Source organism: Mesorhizobium sp. M2A.F.Ca.ET.039.01.1.1, assembly GCF_003998035.1.
Classification (GTDB): domain Bacteria; phylum Pseudomonadota; class Alphaproteobacteria; order Rhizobiales; family Rhizobiaceae; genus Mesorhizobium.
Map to the genome: position 1 here is coordinate 1 of NZ_RZRY01000068.1, position 15,987 is coordinate 15,987.

The following is a 15,987-nucleotide window of genomic DNA, read 5'->3' on the forward strand; positions in this document are numbered from 1 at the left end:
ATACACACCTTTGTCGCCAGGGACATGGATACGATCCTGGCCGACATTCAGTCGTTTTTGACCGGTGTGACGCCGGAGGTTACGCCTGACCGAAAGCTAGCCGCGATACTGTTCCTCGACATCGTGTCATCAACGGACCATCTAGCGAGGGACGGGGATCAAGCATGGAGCAATACGCTAACCTCCTATTACAACGTCGTACGCAAGGAAATCGCACGCTACCGCGGCGAGGAGTTTTCGGTTGCCGGTGATGGTTTCTTGGCACTGTTCGACGGGCCAGCGCGCGCGGTACGGTGTGCCCTCACCATTGCCGCCTCGGTGAAGCAGCTTGAGATCGACATTCGAGCGGGTGTCCACGTCGGGGAATGTGCAATTGTGGGGACCAACGTAACAGGCCTCGCTATCCACACAGGAGCCAGGATCATGAGTTCAGCGGAGGGGGGAACGGTTTTGACCTCTCAGACCGTGAGGGACTTGGTCGCGGGCTCAGGCCTACGTTTCGCAGATCACGGAGAGCACGTGCTCAAAGGTGTGCCTGACAAACACCGCTTATTCCTGGCGATGTTGGAAGAGGGGCAGCTTCCTGGCGATACCCGGTTGGTCTAAGCTGTTCCATGCTCGTAACGGCAACGAGCAGGCAGCTCCCCCTTCGGCCCCCATGCTGCCCGTCGGCAACGCGCCTCAACGCGGACGTTTTGGTAAACTTCACCGCGCCAATAGCGGACGCGCCTCGGGTCCCCGATCTCTCAACTCCCAAGCACATCCTCGATATAAATCGGCAGCTTGCGCACTCGTTTTCCCGTGGCGTGGAAAACTGCGTTGGCTATGGCTGGAGCGGTTCCGACTAGGGCGATTTCACCAAGGCCCTTCACTCCCAACGGGTTTACATGGGGATCGACTTCTTCAACAAAATGCGCCTCGAGTTGGTGAACGTCGAGGTTCACTGGCATGAGGTAATCGGCCATATGCGCGTTAACCGGCCGGCCGTCGCGGGCATCCAGGACGGTGCGCTCCATTAGAGCCATGCCGATACCTCCTATCATACCGCCGGTGCACTGACTCCTGGCGAGCAGCGGGTTGACGACGCGGCCGATACCGTATGCACCCACGAGACGGCGCATGCGGATCGTTCCCACGTCCGGATCGATTGCGACCTCCGCCAGGACTGCGCCGAACGAATGCATCGAGTATTTCTCGGCCAATTCCTGCGCCCGCTGGGCAGAACCTCTCGCCTCAATCGGGGACCCTGAACCGTTGACAATGTCTTGGTAGGATAGGCCCTGGGAAGGATCACCCCGACGCTGTAGCCGTCCGTTGGCCCACTCCAGATCCGGCGCTAGCAATCCGTGAAGCTTCGAGCCGGGCTGTGTTGCTCGTGCAGCAGCTTGCGCTTGTGCCTCGAAGCACGCCTCCCGTATCGCCGAGCCCACCGAGGCCATGGTCCAGGAGCCACCATGAGGAGGCGTTTCGGGATAATCGGACCGACCCAGTCGGAACCGAATTCTGTCCGTGGGCAGACCTAAGAATTCCGCAGCCACCTGCGTCATCGACGTGTAGGTGCCTGGCCCCATGTCGCTGGCAGCGGCCTCGACTTCCACTGAACCGTCGGCCATCAGCCGGACGAGGGCATTAGCCGGCGCCTGGAACGCGGGGTATGTTGCCGACGCTGCCCCCATTCCGATTAGAAGACGACCGTCCCGCATCGATCGCGGCTCCGGATTTCGGCGTGACCAGCCGAAATGTTGAGCCGCCACCTGGTAGCATTGCGTCAACGAGCGACTGGAAAAAGGCTTGCCCTCGGCTTCGTCAATGGACGGCTCGTTACGCAGCCGAAGCTTTATGGGGTCAATGCTCATCGCGTAGGAGAGCTCGTCCATGGCGCTTTCGAGAGCGAAGATGCCGCTCGCCTCTCCTGGGCCGCGCATGTGGTTAGGCGTGCCCGTATCAAGCGGTGACAGCCGGTACTGAGTACGCAAGTTGGGACACGAATACATGTATTCGGTGACCGCTGTCAGCGCCTCTTCGAACTGCTCGTACCGGCTCGTTTCACCGACACCCTCGTGAAGGATACCTGCAAGCTTACCCTCCGAGTTCGCTCCCACCGCAACCCTCTGTTGCGTGCGCGGCCGATGCCCGGTGGTGAAAAACATTTGCTTGCGCGTAAGCACCAGCTTCACAGGGCGTCGGACATGCCGAGCCGCAAGTGCGGTGAGCGTCACATGTGGCCATGTCCGCAAACTGGTGCCGAAGGCACCTCCAATAAAGGGACAGTTCACCTGAACGCTCTCTACCGGCAGCCCGAAGACGGCAGCAATCTCCGCCCGCTCATTGGCGATGTATTGCGTCTTGCTCCAGAGGATGAGCCGCTCGCCCTCCCATGCCGCGATAGTCGCGTGCGGCTCCATGGGGTTATGGTTCTCTCGTGCAATCTCATAGACGGCATCGATCTTGTAGGCTGCTTCCGTGAGCGCGCGGTCGGCGTCGCCGCGCGATCTGTCCGCGCGGCCCGCACTCGGAGCGATCCTTTCGGCCAGCTGATCCGTGGGATCGACCAAGGGCCGGCTGGAATCATATTGAATGCGTAGTGCTGCAGCAGCGTGTTCCGCGTCATCAAGCGTGTCGGCGACGACGACGGCTACCGGCTGGCCATAGAAGCGCACTATCTCGTCCTGCAGCACATGCAACCGCTCGCCCGCCGCCGGATCGATGACAGCCTTGTGCGGCAGATACGGAAGCTGAGGCGAATTGCGGTGAGTGATCACCGCCTTGACGCCCGGCATGCTTTCCACCTCGGCCGCCATGATGTCTGTGATGCGACCAAGACCAACGCTTGCGCTAACTATGACGGCATATAGCTGATCCGGCTGATTGAAGTCTGCCGCGTAGCGAGCTGCTCCAGTGACCTTTGCCCGTCCATCCACGCGCGTGAAAGGTTTCCCTATAGAGGCAATGGTCATGCGAGTTCTCCCGCTATTTCAAGCGCTCGGACAATGGTTCGCGGCAAAAGTGCGATTTTTACGTGATTGTGGTGAAGCGCCTTCGCGCCCAGCGTCGAAAGGGACGTCGCTTCCTCGAAGACATCGCGGTCCACCGGCCGCCCGGTGAGCGCGGTCTCGCATCCGCGCATCCGCCAAGGCATGGTGCCGACCCCGCCGCAAGCGACGCGCGCAGAGCGTATTACGCCATCCTCCACCTCCAGTGCGACCGCCGCGGAGACGAGCGCGAATTCGTAAGAAGCGCGGTCGCGGACCTTGAGATAGCGAGCTCGTCGGCCGTAGGGCGCGCTCGGCACGCGTATCTCGACGATTAGCTCGCCAGGCAACAACGTATGCTCCCGGTGCGGCGTGTCGCCGGGTAGGCGGAATAGGTCTTCCACGGCAAAGCTTCGTTCTCCTTGATGCCCGCGAACGCGCATGATCGCCCCGAGTGCAACGAACGCGACGGCCACATCTGAGGGGTGCGTAGAAACGCAATGACTGCTGGTGCCCAGCACGGCATGGCCCGCGTTCAAACCCTCCAGAGCGGCGCAGCCTGATCCGGGGTTGCGCTTGTTGCATGCCGCGTCGAGCATACGGAAGTAGGGGCAGCGGACGCGCTGCAGGAGATTTCCGCCGATCGAAGCCATGTTCCGCAATTGCGGAGATGCTCCCTCGATGAGGCTTTCTGCAATCATGGGATGGAGGCGCTGCACGTCGGGATGAGCTGCGATGTCAGCCATAGTGGCGAGGGCCCCCAGGACCAGATCGCCACCATCGACGTGGATGTCACGTAGTGGAAGCGCATTGATGTCGATTAAGCGTTCGGGCCGCTCGACTTCCTCTCGCATCAGGTCGACGAGCGTCGTGCCGCCCGCAATGTAGCGGCCGCCCGCGACAGCGGATGCGATTGCAGCCTCTATGTCGTTGGCTTTTTCCAGGACGAACGGGACCATCGTCACGCCCTCCCTGCGGCATCCGACACCGCAGCGACAATGCCGGGATAGGCGCCGCACCGGCAGATGTTGCCGCTCATCCAGAAGCGGATCTCGTCGGTAGAGCCGGCGTGACCTTCTGCAATACACCCAAGCCCCGACATGATTTGCCCGGGCGTGCAGAACCCGCATTGAAGCCCATCATGCTCGATGAAAGCTTCTTGGAGCGGATTGAGTTCGCCGTCCTTTGCGACGCCTTCGATCGTCTGGATGTCGGCGCCCTCGTGCATTGCCGCGAGCGTGAGGCAGGAGACGATACGCTTGCCGTCAACAAGGATGGTGCAGGCGCCACATGCGCCGGTGTTGCAGCCCTTCTTCGTCCCAGTCAGATCGAGGGTTTCGCGCAGCACGTCTAGAAGCGACTGGCGGGTATCAAATTCGAGCTGCTTGCTCTCGCCGTTCACCCTAAAGTGAATCGGTCCATCGACCACGGTCGCGGTCGCATTCGGCACCGCCGACTGAGCCACGGCGCCGGGAACCGCAACAAGTGATGCCGCGCCGCTTGCGATTTGAAGGATTGCGCGCCGTGAAAGCGCTGCGGCTCCAGGTTGAGAACCCTTTGAATTCCCTGCCTCGCCTGAACTCAGGTCTCGGTTGGTCATGTTCGCTCCGCACGGTGTGAGGATCAATATTTTGAGCGCATGGAAAGCTACCGGATCCGTTCCAGCCGGCCAGTGAGAAAAGTGCTGCGATTTGTATGAGAGTGCTGCCTTTAGGTGAAGGCTTAGCGGTCGCCTAGGACCTCCGCACCCGCCGCCACGCAGCGGGCGCGATACCTGTGTACTTTACAAAGATGCGGGTAAAATGGCTTTGGTCCGAGAAGCCACAGGCATGGCCAATTTCGCCCACGGGCAAATCCGAATTCAGAAGCATACTTTTCGCCTGTTCCACGCGTTGCGCAACCAGCCACTGAAAGGGCGACAATCCTACCGTAGCTTTGAAAGCACGGGCGAAGTGGCTTCTAGATAAACCGCATACCCGCGCGAGTTCCTCTAGGCCAACCTGTCCGTCCATGTTGGCCAGAAGCATCTCCTTCGCCCGACGCTCATGCCTGCGTGCTAACCCGCCCCGCACGGGCCGCAGGGCTGCAGGCTGCTCCGAATAAAACGCGGTGAGATGGGTCATGAGTGCCGTGGCCAACTGGTCAGCAAACAATCGGGCCATCGTATCCGGCCGCTCAAACGCGGGGACCAGACACTCTCCCAAGTTGCTTATCGTGGGATCACTCAAGGCCACACCGTTGGCAGTTCGAAGCTTCCCCACCGGCCGCAAGTCATGCTCGTCCTGGAAGCGCTGCAGTGCCTCGCCAGAGGTGTACATGGAGAGGCAATCCACGGTGCCTTTGGTTACAGAGGCATGGTCTTCATTGAGGTCCAGGAACAGGAATTGTCCCCCGTGCAGAGGCATCGACGAAACCGGCTTGCCATTGACCCAGTAAGGATAACTTGGGAGGTAGCGGCGCTGAAGGCACAGCAGATAGCCGTTACTGCTTTCCATGTGTACCGGTGTTCCCTGATCAACCTGTGTCCAGTTCACTCGGGTACCGATGATCTCGGCCACCTGGAGAAAACGTGTTGATAGCGTCCGCGGCTCCTCCAAACCTACGAATCTCCCAACGCTGCGTGCAATTTCGGCGTTCATGGGGTTCCCTCAAATCTGAGCAAACAGTTTGCATCAAGGCGCACGAGCAGTTCAAGACTGTGCTGGCCGAGCTGAACAGCATGGCGGCTTTGTGCCGAAGGCCTCCAGCAACGGACGTCGGGTTACGGCCCATCGCAGACGTCGGCAAACTCTGTCCTATCCAAGGCGGATGTTGCTGTAAGACCGTCGAGCGACCGCTAAGCCGGTGGCCGGTGACCCGTGGAGAGGTCGCTGCATGATTTACCCCTCTGTTTGGTGACGCCCGGATTAAATCGACCGTCCGGCATCTTCACAAGGCGGTCGTTGTCCGCCGCGAACAGAATGCGGGCCTTCGGATACTTCGCCCGTATCGCCTTCGAAACCGGGCCGAGGTTGCCGGCGTCGAATGCCGTAATAGTGAGGTAGCCGGTAGCCTGATGAACGCGGGCAGCGGTGCTGTAGCCTCGGCGATGGTGATAACGAAGCCGGCGCCAGGATCTTCGGGCCGCTTGCCGATCGGATGGTAATTCCCATCTTTGGCAGTGCCCTTGAGAAACCGTTTCGTGCCATCGTCGCCGATAAGCTGGACGCTCGCCAGTTCGGCGCCAGGCGTGTACAGCGGCACGACAAGGGAACCGGCCCGGGCGGTGCGCGGGTCTTCCTCGGGGTCCACCACGTATTTGACGTTTTGCTTCAGGCGCCGAAGGCCAGGGAAGGGCGGCAGACCCTTTTTCGCGAGGTAGGGGTGTGAGGCCGGCGCCTTCTCGGTCGACGCCATGATGAGCCCGGCAGCGGCGGCAGCGGCGGCATTAAGGGCGGCCCGCTCTTCCTCGCGCTGGCGTTGCGTTTCCGCCATGCGTTTTTTCAGTTCGGCGCGTTCGGCCGCCGTCATCGCGGAGGGGCGCTTTTCCGTCCATGTATCCTGAATTCCGGTTTGCAGGTCGCCGAAGGCGCCCGAGGCCGGGGTGTCCAGATGCAGCACATACCAAACGTGTTGGTTCCTGGCCTTTTTCTTGCCCTGGGCATTGGCGCGGTGCACCTTTCCATCGGCAATCGGGTGAGAGGCGCCGCGCGAGTTGGCGGTGTCCATATGGACGCCCGCCGAGCGCATCGCGTCGAGGAATTCAGTGATTTTCTGTTCATCGCCGTGCTGCCGGACGTTTGCAAATTGCAAACGCCGCGCTGACGCGCCGTCTTCGGCAACGGGCTCTTGCTCGCCGGATGGCGACTCATTAAAATGGTTCACGGTCAATCCACTTGAATGTCAGAATGCAAAGCCCGCCGGTTGCAGCCAGGCGGGCTTTTTGCGTTAAGCGCGGACGCGTCGGCTCTCTATGAAGGCCGTAAGCTCGGCTTCGGGCCAATAGTTCCGGCCATTGATGTTGATCGGGCGAAGAAAGCCAAGATCAGGCTTACGCAACCAACGCCAAATGGTCATGTCGCTGACGCCGCCGACGCGGGTTTTCATTTCATTCGCCGGAAGCAATCTGGTGGAATTGGTGGCAGTCATTTGAGCGGCAACTCCTAAGCTATCAAGGTGTAACAAGCTTAAGCTAGTGAAGTCGCCGTCGGACGGTAAACGAAGGATACTGGGAACCGTAGTACGCGAGGCCTTATCCGCAGATGGGAATAGCCTTCACCGATCCCTGGCTTTGGCGGATTCGATACGTTGAAGCTGGGCGGCCCAAGCGTCTAGTGCGGCGCGCTTTTCGTCCGCGAAAGAGTGCTTCTGATAGACGCCTACGATTGCCCCGAATGATCCGGAGGTATGATTTAGAATCTTTCGATGATGGGAAGAGAAACGCCCAACCTTGCCATCCCGCTGGCGGCCGTCCTTCGCAAGTCGTGTAACGTCCAACGTGGAATCGGCGTCACCTTTTCCGGGTCGTCGTCCCCCTCAGTAGGTCATGGGTTCGAATCCCATCGCGCTCACCAAATTTGACCGTCCAAGATCGACCTGCCTCATCCTTCATAATTGACGATCGGAGCAGGGCCATTGTCCACGTCGCTGATAAGGAACAAAAAGCCATGCTCGGCTGTTTCCTTGCCGAAGGGACCGCAAATCGGGATGCGGATACAGTGGACGTACTGAACTTGGAACTGGCCAGGGCCAGACAGCGCGTCAAGCGCGCGGAGATTTCGCTCAATCACGCAAAACAACTGCTGGACGAGGAATGCGGCGTCGGGATCAATCTTGTGCTGTGCGACCGCATAAGGTCGGAACAGCAGCGGGTCGCGGAGGCCAGGAAACGGCTGGTGAAGATCGCTTCGACCGCCTCAGCCTGACGGTGTGACTTGCTGAGACAATGGAGATCCTGCCGCGTTGCCTTGTTCCTGGACAGGGTCATGGTTAAAGTCGGGCCTCCCAGGGAGGCTCCAGGATGGCACTTGACCTTTCGGTAGAGACCACGGCCCGTAAAGCGGCGACGCCGCCCGGCAAATATCTCTTGGGCCCGGTCGCCGATTTCCTCATGCTCGGCGGCAGCGCGTTTTTGATCCTGCCGATGCTGTTCTTCGTGCCGCGCGATTATGAAGGTCCGCTGGCCGCGACGATGGTCGTCGTCGCCTATCTGGTGAACTACCCGCATTTCGCCCATTCCTACCAGATCTTCTATCGCAATTTCGGCCGCAAGGCGCGGGGCGAGGGATACGACAGGAGCCTGCAACTTCGCTACATTTTCGCCGGCGTCATCGTTCCGGTGATCATGGCCCTGTTCTTCGCCTATGGCGCGGCGGCGTCGAACACGCGGCTGCTCGGCTTCGCGGCCAATGCGATGTTCTTCTTCGTCGGCTGGCACTACGTCAAGCAAGGCTACGGCATGCTGATGGTCGACGCCGTCTTGAAGCGCAAATTCTTCGATGACCGGGACAAGAAGGTGCTGCTCGTCAACAGCTACGCGGTGTGGATCCTGGCTTGGCTGCAGACGAATACGGCTGTGACGCAGGGGCAGTATTACGGACTCCAGTATTACACTTTTGCCGCGCCGTCCTGGATTACCGATATTGCGGTGCTGGCGGCCGTCGGATCGACGGCGGCCACGCTTCTGATGCTGGCCAGACGTTGGCGAAAGAATGGAGGCCTGCCGTATAACGGCATCGTTGCCTATGTCGCATCGCTCTATCTCTGGATCCTGATTGCGAGGATAAACCCGCTCTGGTTGCTGGTGGTGCCGGCGCTGCACTCGCTGCAATATCTGGCCGTGGTCTGGCGCTACCAGACCAATGTCGAGAGATCCGTCTCGGATGCCACGAGCGACCCGGAGCCGAAAATCCTATCGGTGCTCGGGCCTCGCTACAGGTTGCGGGTCCTCGGTTTCATCATCGGCGGCGGCGCGCTCGGCTATCTCGGCTTCTGGCTGATCCCGTTCGTGCTGACCGCCCTGGTCCCCTATGACAAACAGGTGCTCGGTTCGTCGCTGTTCTTCTTCATCGTGCTGATCTTCATCAACGTGCACCACTATTTCCTCGACAATGTGATGTGGCGCCGCGGCAATCCGGAAGTGTCGAAATATCTGTTTCGATAAGGAAGTTGGCTCTGCCCCGTGTGACAAGTCATGCGATGAGCGACACATTCCCGCCGGCATGACGCTCCAGCCGTCCGGCAAGGTCGAGCTCCAGCAGCACCATCGATATCTGCGCCGCACTCATACCCGTGTGGCGGATGATGTCGTCCACCGCGATCGGCGTGGGTCCCAGCGCCTCCAGCACATCGGCGCGGTCGTTTTCACCGGGCGGCGGCAGGGCCGAGATGTCGGGCGCCTCGGCAAGCGGCGCGGTTCTTGGAGGGCGGGTGCCGGCGAGCGGCGCCAGCGCGCCGAGCACGTCGGCGGCTTCGGTGACAAGCGTGACGCCGTCCTTGAGCAGGGCGTTGCAGCCGGCGGCGCGCGGGTCGAGCGGCGAGCCCGGCACGGCAAAGACCAGCCGGCCCATGTCATTGGCGAGGCGGGCGCTGATCAGCGAGCCGGAACGTTGCGCGGCTTCCACCACCACCAGGCCGAGCGCCATGCCGGCGACAAGGCGGTTGCGGCGCGGGAAATCCTGGGCGCGCGGCTGCCAGGCGAAGGGCATTTCCGAAACGATCGCGCCGCCGCGATCGGCGATCTCGTCCAGGCGCTGCTCGACCCGCGGCAACGGCGGCGGGCGTCGTTATGATGGATCTTTTGGAGTTCCCCGCGCCGTCGCACGCGCCCGCTGTCCTGCGGGTCGCCGGCAGGCTGGGCCGCGCCATTCGCGGCCTTCCCGTCTCCGTCATCATCGGATCGCTCACCCTTGCCTTCTGGATCGCCTGCGCCCTGTTCGGCGACCGGCTGGTTCCCTACGATCCCTATGCCGAGGATTTCCTCGCCACGCTGACGCCGCCGGATGCCACGCACTGGTTCGGCACCGATCATCTCGGCCGTGACGTGCTGTCCCGCATCATCGTCGGCTCGCGCGACATCCTTTTGGTGGCGCCGCTCGCGACGTTGGGCGGCGTTACCGCTGGCACCATCATCGGCCTGGTGCTCGGCTATTTCGATGGCCTGGTCGACGCTATCGGCGCGCGGCTGCTGGACACGCTTATGGCCTTCCCCTTCATCGTGTTGGTGACCATGACGCTGGTGGCGCTCGGGCCCTCGAACCTGACCGTCATCTTGGTGATCGCCATCGCCTATGCGCCGCTGGTGGCCAGGACCGTCCGCGCCGCGGTGCGCGAGCAGAAAGAACGCGAATATGTCAGCGCCGCCCGCCTCGGCGGCGAGAATGCCTTCGCCATCATGGTGCTGGAGATCCTGCCCAACATCAGGGAGACGATCCTGATCGAGCTCGTCACGAGGCTCGGCTACGCTTTCTTCTCGATCGCCACGCTGAGCTTTCTCGGCCTCGGCATCCAGCCGCCCTCGGCCGATTGGGGCCTGGCGGTCGCCGAAGGTTATGGCTTCCTCACCGGCGGCAAATGGTGGGTCGTCGTCTTCAACTCGGGCGCGATCGTCTCGCTGGTCATGGCGACCAACCTCATCGCTCAAGGCATCGGCGCGTTCGAGAATAGCGAACGGTGATTTGACCTTCTGAGGCTCGCGCTCTGCTAGACTCCCGTTGATTCGTCTCGACAGGGAACGGCATGAGCAAGGCCCTCGGCACATTCGCACTGATAACGGTTCTCAGCGCCTTGCTGATGGCGCTGTCATTGGCCGTGGCGAGGCACGGCTATCCCTACGGCGCGTTCGGCGTGAAGCGGCTCGACGGCATCGCCGACGCCGGCTCCTTCCTGGCCATCGCCGCCGTCTATTTCTTCGGCGCCATGCTGATGATGATCCTGCCGATACGCGCCGCCGGCATCGTGCTGACCCATGCCGCCGACGCGATCTTCTGGGCGACGATCATGCTGTTCGCGACCATCGTCGGCGCGCTGATCGCCAGATGGGCCTTCGGCCAGCACGAGGTGCTTTGGGCGCTCTTCAACTGGCGCTTCACGTTCGTCGCGGCTATCGTGGCGGCACACCTCACCATGAACGAGCTTCGGCGCAACGTCCTGCTCAGAAGCCTGTTCTTCGTCATCTTCGGCGCGGTCACGCTCGCCTGCCTGTTCTGGTCGTTCTCGACCTGACGCGAACCAGCTCTAGGTTTAAGATCGCGGGTAGACCTCCTCCCGGACAATCACTATATCATTTGTCTGACAATTGACCCGGCCAAAGGCCGCCGCGACCAAAACCCAAGGAAAAACAAGATGACCCTGCACCGCAAGAACCTGATCGACGGCGAGTGGCTTGGCGAGGCCGGCTCGCGCAACATCAATCCCTCGAACACCAACGATGTTGTCGGCGAATACGCTTCTGCCGGCCCGGAGGAGGCAAAGCAGGCCATCGCCGCCGCCAAGGCGGCCTTCCCGGCCTGGTCGCGCTCCGGCCCGCTGGCCCGCCACGCCGTGCTGAAGAAGACCTCCGACGAGATCATGGCGCGCAAGGACGAGATCGGCCGCTCGCTCGCGCGTGAAGAAGGCAAGACATTGGCCGAGGGTGTTGGCGAGACGATCCGCGCCGCGCAGATCTTCGACTTCTTCGCCGGCGAGACGCTGCGCCTGTCGGGCGAGTTGGTGCCGAGTGTGCGGCCGGGCGTCGGCGTCGAGATGACTCGCGAGGGTGTCGGCGTCGTCGGCATCATCACGCCGTGGAATTTCCCGATCGCCATTCCTGCCTGGAAGATCGCGCCGGCGCTGGCCTACGGCAACACGATCGTCTTCAAGCCGGCTGAGCTCGTTCCCGAAAGCGCCTGGACCATCGTCGACATCCTGCACCGCGCCGGCCTGCCCAAGGGCGTGCTCAACCTCGTCATGGGCAAGGGCTCGGTGGTCGGCCAGGCGATGCTCGACAGCCCCGACGTCAACGCCATCTCCTTCACCGGCTCGGTCGGCACCGGCAAGCGTGTCGCTGCGGCAAGCGTCGAGCACATGCGCAAGTTCCAGCTCGAAATGGGCGGCAAGAACCCGCTCGTCGTGCTAGATGACGCCGACCTTGCCGTTGCCGTCGACTGCGCCGTCAACGGCGCCTATTTCTCGACCGGGCAACGCTGCACCGCATCCTCGCGCCTGATCGTCACCGACGGCATCCACGATCGCTTCGTCGACGCGGTGAAGGAACGCCTAGACAAGCTCATCATCGGCGATGCGCTGGATGCCAAGACGCAGATCGGTCCGGTCGTCGACCAGACCCAGCTCAAGCAGGATGAGGATTACATTGCCATCGGCCGCCAGGAAGGCGCCGAGCTTGCCTTCGGTGGCGAGCGGCTGGAGCGCGGCACGCCGGGCTTCTATCTGAAGCCGGCGCTATTCGTCGGCTCCACCAATGCCATGCGCATCTCGCGCGAGGAGATCTTCGGTCCGGTCGCCAATGTCATCCGCGTCAAGGATTATGACGAGGCGCTGGCGGTCGCCAACGACACGCCGTTCGGTCTCACCTCGGGCATCTGCACGACCAGCCTGAAGCATGCGACGCATTTCAAGCGCAATTCCGAAGCCGGCATGGTCATGGTCAACCTGCCGACGGCGGGCGTCGACTTCCACGTGCCGTTCGGCGGCCGCAAGGGCTCGAGCTACGGTCCGCGCGAGCAGGGCCGCTACGCCATGGAGTTCTACACCACGGTGAAGACAGCCTATACATTCGCCGGCTAAAGCAATTCCAGGAAAAGTGTGAGCGGTTTTCCGTTCGGAATTGCGTAGAAAACAAGGGGATAGGGCGTTTCGCCGTTTCCGTGAAACGGTGAAACGCACTAGCCCAATTCGGGAGGAGATCGATGAGCGTGGCCGACATGACATGGCTGAACCCGCCGCCGCACCACGCGGTCGGCGACGGCACGCTCACCGTCCGCACCGGCAAGGACACGGATTTCTGGCGCGAGACTTTTTACGGCTTCTGGCGCGACAACGGCCATTTCCTCTACCGTCCCGTCGAGGGTGACTTCAGCGCCGAGGTCACCGTCAAGGGCGACTACAAGGTGCTCTACGATCAGGCGGGGCTGATGCTGCGCCTGAGCGAAACGCACTGGATCAAGGCCGGCATCGAATACACCGACGGCCTGGCCTATTTCTCGGTCGTCGTGACCAACGACACCTCCGACTGGTCGCTGGTCGCCATCGCCGCCGGCAAGGACGGCGTCAGGATCCGCTTGACCCGTCACGCCGAGGCGATCCGCATCCAATATATGGATGCCGCCGACGGCCATTGGAAGCCGGTGCGGCTGGCCTACTTCCCGGTCTCGAAATCGGTCGATGTCGGCATGATGTGCTGCTCGCCGCAGCGCGAAGGATTCGAGGTGACGTTCTCCGATTTCGCCATCGGGCCGGCGATTTCCAAGGATTTGCACAACTGACATCGGGAGCGGTTGTGGACAAACCCACCCTTCTCTTGCGCACGCTGACGAAGCTGTTGAGGTCGAAAACTGTCGCCGCCGGCGCAGGTTTCCGCCCGGATTTGCGCTTGGCTATTCTGATCAGACCGGCGCCGGGACGCGGCCATTGGCAGGCCTTTCGTCCTCGGCCGGAACGGCCACCCTGCGGCGCCGGAAAGCCGGCAACGGGGTCAGCCTGAACAGGCCGTAATAGACGATGAAGGACGCCGTGAAGTAGGGGCCGAGCATCTCGACCTCGAAGAAGGAGCGGATCAGCATCAGTCCGATCGCGCCGGCAAGCACCACCGAATCGGCGCTCCAGTCGCCGAACACCACTTTCGACACATGGCCATAGAAAGCGCGCAGGATGACCAGCGCCAGCAGGGTGACGCCGATGAAGCCGATTTCCACCAGCGTCTCGACATAGGTGTTGTGGAAGTGGAAGCCCGAGCGGGTCGAGATATAGAATTCCGCCCACAGCCGCTCCGGATCGGCAAAACCCTGCACCCAGTAGGCGGCGTAGCCATAGCCGAGCAGCAGATGCTGCTGCGCCGCCTCCCAGCCCTGCTCCCACAGATAGGTGCGGCCGGTGAGCGTCGAATCCTTGCCGAAGATGCCGAGCACGACATCCAGCAGGCCGAGATTGAGCGCTGCCACGACAGCCGTCACCAGCGCGCCGGCGCCGACAACGAACAGCACGCGGCGATAGCGCAGCGACAGCACCTTGCTCATGGTGAGCAGCGACACGACGCCGATCACGGCCGGCAGCGAGGCCACGGACGTCGCCGAATGGGCGATTGCCAGCATGTAGACCGACAAAAGCATGATTGGCGCGGTCCAGGCGAAGCCAAGCCAATTGCGCCGATAGAAGACCAGGAACGCAAGGCAAAAGAAGATGCCGAGCGAGGCGAAGAAGCCGACCTGGTTCTTGGAACCGAAGGCGCCGACGAAATTGACGGTGCCGTCCATGATGTCGAGCGCATAAGCGCCGACTTTCATTGAATAGAGCAGAACGACGAAGATACCGATCAGCGAGCCCACCACCAGCGTGCGCACGCTGATGGTGCGCGCCGCGACATAGGCGCAGACGATGTGCGAGCTATATTGCACCGCCGCGCGCGCGCTGATGCCTGCCGCCTGGGACCAGAACACCGAGAGGCAGACATAGAGCGCAAGCGTGATCGGCAGCCACGCCGCGGAAAGCCTCCAGGTGAAGCGCCGGTAGTCGACGAACAGCAGCGGCAGCCAGACGGCATAGTAGGCGAGGATCAGGATCTGGCCGAAATTGGGCGAATAGGCGAAGGCGATCACGGAAATCGCGACCGCGAAGGCGCCGTAGGTCTCGTTGCGATCGGGATCGATCAGAATGGATTTCGGAATCTTCATGCCGGATTTTGTCCGTTGAGCCCTTCTTGAGTGAGCCGCGCTAAGCCACGGCTCGCGCGCGCCGCATCTGCCGCTGCAGGAAGCGCCGCACCGGCTCGTCATAAACGCGCGTGGCGATGTCCGCGATCGCGACGACCGAGGCCGCCATGACGATACCGAACCAGGGATGGTGCGCGAAAGGATCGATGGAGAAAGCCTTGCCGGCTCCGGCGATGATCATCAGCATCGGCGTGTGGATGATGTAGATCGGGTAGGAAATCCGCCCGAGCCAGCCATAGATGCCTGACAGAAGCGGTGCGGTCGGCGCCACCGCGCCGGTCGCCACCATGATCGGGAAGACGATGACGATTGCCGCAAGATCGTAGACAACGCGCGCGCCGCCGGCCGGTGCGAGGGCGAAGACGGCAAGGGTGAGCAGGATCGCGCCCTCGACCCACAAGCCGCGCCGCAGGAAGCCGACGCTGCCCTGCCAGCGCGCCATGGAGCGGCAAAGCAGCACCCCGAGGAAGAACGAGAAGGTGACGCGCGGCAGCCCGCTGACGATGGTCTTGCCAGTCATGCCGAAATCCAGCGTGCCGGCGAAAACAGAGGCAGCGACGAGCAGGACGAGGCTGACCACGACGATCCCCGTCAGCACGCGCCGCGACAAAAGGACGAACACCGCGACATAGGCGATGTTGACGATCAGCTCGAAGAACAGCGACCACGAAGCGGGGTTGAGCGGGAAGATCGTGTGATAGGCGTCGCTGACCAGCGGGATGAAGAACATGCCTGTCGTCAGCTGCAGGCCGATCTCGGACAGCGGCATGTACTCGGCCGGGTTCTTGGCCAGCAGATAGAAGAAGCCGAGCAGCGTGCCGGCGAGATAAAGCGGATAAAGCCGGATCAGGCGGATCGCCACGAACGAGCCGAAGCCCATGCCGTTCTCGATCTTGCGGTCATAGGCATGCGCTATGACGAAGCCGCTCAGCAGGAAGAAAAGGTCGACCGCGAGATAGCTCGACGGCAGCACCTTGCCGTCGGCCAGGAACGGCGAGAAGTGATAGAGCATGACGCTGATCGCCGCCACGCCGCGGATGGCGTCGAGGTTCAGATACACGTGACGCGGGGCTGCGGGCTGCATGTTATGCCTTCAAGCGGTCCAAAACAGA

At 61.9% G+C, this 15,987-nt stretch carries 15 protein-coding genes and 1 pseudogene; 7 read left to right on the plus strand and 9 right to left on the minus strand.

Features of this window, described 5'->3' with window-relative positions:
- Positions 1-606, plus strand: a 606-nt coding sequence (locus EOA24_RS08275; protein WP_210213583.1) for an adenylate/guanylate cyclase domain-containing protein, incomplete at its 5' end; no start/stop codon positions are given.
- Between the two features lie 140 nt (positions 607-746).
- Here the strand turns inward: EOA24_RS08275 and EOA24_RS08280 are convergent.
- From EOA24_RS08280 to EOA24_RS08305, 6 genes are all read right to left on the minus strand, one after another.
- Complete coding sequence (locus tag EOA24_RS08280) at positions 747-2,957, minus strand: xanthine dehydrogenase family protein molybdopterin-binding subunit (protein WP_126082617.1); 2,211 nt, start codon at positions 2,955-2,957, stop codon at positions 747-749.
- Positions 2,954-3,931, minus strand: coding sequence for a xanthine dehydrogenase family protein subunit M (locus EOA24_RS08285; protein ID WP_126082618.1), 978 nt, complete (start codon positions 3,929-3,931; stop codon positions 2,954-2,956). The genes EOA24_RS08280 and EOA24_RS08285 overlap by 4 nt, the downstream gene beginning before the upstream one ends.
- 2 nt (positions 3,932-3,933) lie before the next feature.
- Entirely contained in the window at positions 3,934-4,599 is a 666-nt protein-coding gene (locus EOA24_RS08290) for a (2Fe-2S)-binding protein (protein ID WP_245501539.1), read from the minus strand.
- Positions 4,600-4,705: 106 nt separating this feature from the next.
- Positions 4,706-5,611 carry an AraC family transcriptional regulator gene (locus EOA24_RS08295; RefSeq protein ID WP_126082620.1) on the minus strand — a complete coding sequence of 302 codons (906 nt, stop codon included), beginning with the start codon at positions 5,609-5,611 and terminating at the stop codon, positions 4,706-4,708.
- 289 nt (positions 5,612-5,900) lie between these two features.
- Complete coding sequence (locus EOA24_RS41495; RefSeq protein ID WP_189343126.1) at positions 5,901-6,836, minus strand: hypothetical protein; 936 nt, start codon at positions 6,834-6,836, stop codon at positions 5,901-5,903.
- Between the two features lie 63 nt (positions 6,837-6,899).
- A complete protein-coding gene (locus EOA24_RS08305; RefSeq protein WP_127409723.1) occupies positions 6,900-7,100 on the minus strand; it encodes a helix-turn-helix domain-containing protein in 201 nt (66 codons plus the stop codon).
- Positions 7,101-7,618: 518 nt separating this feature from the next.
- Here EOA24_RS08305 and EOA24_RS08310 point away from each other — a divergent pair.
- Positions 7,619-7,876: a hypothetical protein gene (locus EOA24_RS08310; RefSeq protein WP_126082622.1), complete on the plus strand. Its 258-nt coding sequence runs from the start codon at positions 7,619-7,621 to the stop codon at positions 7,874-7,876.
- Between the two features lie 95 nt (positions 7,877-7,971).
- Positions 7,972-9,114 (plus strand): hypothetical protein, encoded by a 1,143-nt coding sequence (locus tag EOA24_RS08315; RefSeq protein ID WP_126082623.1) that lies wholly within the window; start codon positions 7,972-7,974, stop codon positions 9,112-9,114.
- Between the two features lie 28 nt (positions 9,115-9,142).
- On the opposite strand, the pseudogene EOA24_RS08320 reads toward EOA24_RS08315, so the two are convergent.
- A pseudogene (locus EOA24_RS08320) lies at positions 9,143-9,697 on the minus strand (DNA-processing protein DprA); the annotation flags it as partial.
- 41 nt (positions 9,698-9,738) lie between these two features.
- Here EOA24_RS08320 and EOA24_RS08325 point away from each other — a divergent pair.
- From EOA24_RS08325 to EOA24_RS08340, 4 genes are all read left to right on the plus strand, one after another.
- Entirely contained in the window at positions 9,739-10,626 is an 888-nt protein-coding gene (locus EOA24_RS08325; protein WP_127258501.1) for an ABC transporter permease, read from the plus strand.
- A 62-nt stretch (positions 10,627-10,688) separates the two neighbouring features.
- Positions 10,689-11,174: a hypothetical protein gene (locus EOA24_RS08330; RefSeq protein ID WP_127258498.1), complete on the plus strand. Its 486-nt coding sequence runs from the start codon at positions 10,689-10,691 to the stop codon at positions 11,172-11,174.
- Between the two features lie 120 nt (positions 11,175-11,294).
- Entirely contained in the window at positions 11,295-12,734 is a 1,440-nt protein-coding gene (locus tag EOA24_RS08335; protein ID WP_127409724.1) for an aldehyde dehydrogenase family protein, read from the plus strand.
- A gap of 122 nt (positions 12,735-12,856) precedes the next feature.
- Complete coding sequence (locus EOA24_RS08340) at positions 12,857-13,432, plus strand: DUF1349 domain-containing protein (protein ID WP_127256657.1); 576 nt, start codon at positions 12,857-12,859, stop codon at positions 13,430-13,432.
- Between the two features lie 120 nt (positions 13,433-13,552).
- Here EOA24_RS08340 and EOA24_RS08345 read toward each other — a convergent pair whose 3' ends face one another.
- Both EOA24_RS08345 and EOA24_RS08350 read right to left on the minus strand, forming a co-directional pair.
- Complete coding sequence (locus tag EOA24_RS08345) at positions 13,553-14,836, minus strand: O-antigen ligase (RefSeq protein ID WP_127256659.1); 1,284 nt, start codon at positions 14,834-14,836, stop codon at positions 13,553-13,555.
- 40 nt (positions 14,837-14,876) lie between these two features.
- Complete coding sequence (locus EOA24_RS08350) at positions 14,877-15,959, minus strand: acyltransferase (RefSeq protein WP_127409725.1); 1,083 nt, start codon at positions 15,957-15,959, stop codon at positions 14,877-14,879.
- Between the last annotated feature and the right edge of the window lie 28 nt (positions 15,960-15,987).

Coding starts and splice junctions, on each gene's coding strand:
- EOA24_RS08280 (WP_126082617.1), bottom strand. CDS start 2,957: ATGACCATTGCCTCTATAGGGAAACCTTTCACGCGCGTGGATGGACGG.
- EOA24_RS08285 (WP_126082618.1), bottom strand. CDS start 3,931: ATGGTCCCGTTCGTCCTGGAAAAAGCCAACGACATAGAGGCTGCAATC.
- EOA24_RS08295 (WP_126082620.1), bottom strand. CDS start 5,611: ATGAACGCCGAAATTGCACGCAGCGTTGGGAGATTCGTAGGTTTGGAG.
- EOA24_RS08305 (WP_127409723.1), bottom strand. CDS start 7,100: ATGACTGCCACCAATTCCACCAGATTGCTTCCGGCGAATGAAATGAAA.
- EOA24_RS08310 (WP_126082622.1), top strand. CDS start 7,619: ATGCTCGGCTGTTTCCTTGCCGAAGGGACCGCAAATCGGGATGCGGAT.
- EOA24_RS08315 (WP_126082623.1), top strand. CDS start 7,972: ATGGCACTTGACCTTTCGGTAGAGACCACGGCCCGTAAAGCGGCGACG.
- EOA24_RS08325 (WP_127258501.1), top strand. CDS start 9,739: ATGATGGATCTTTTGGAGTTCCCCGCGCCGTCGCACGCGCCCGCTGTC.
- EOA24_RS08330 (WP_127258498.1), top strand. CDS start 10,689: ATGAGCAAGGCCCTCGGCACATTCGCACTGATAACGGTTCTCAGCGCC.
- EOA24_RS08335 (WP_127409724.1), top strand. CDS start 11,295: ATGACCCTGCACCGCAAGAACCTGATCGACGGCGAGTGGCTTGGCGAG.
- EOA24_RS08340 (WP_127256657.1), top strand. CDS start 12,857: ATGAGCGTGGCCGACATGACATGGCTGAACCCGCCGCCGCACCACGCG.
- EOA24_RS08345 (WP_127256659.1), bottom strand. CDS start 14,836: ATGAAGATTCCGAAATCCATTCTGATCGATCCCGATCGCAACGAGACC.
- EOA24_RS08350 (WP_127409725.1), bottom strand. CDS start 15,959: ATGCAGCCCGCAGCCCCGCGTCACGTGTATCTGAACCTCGACGCCATC.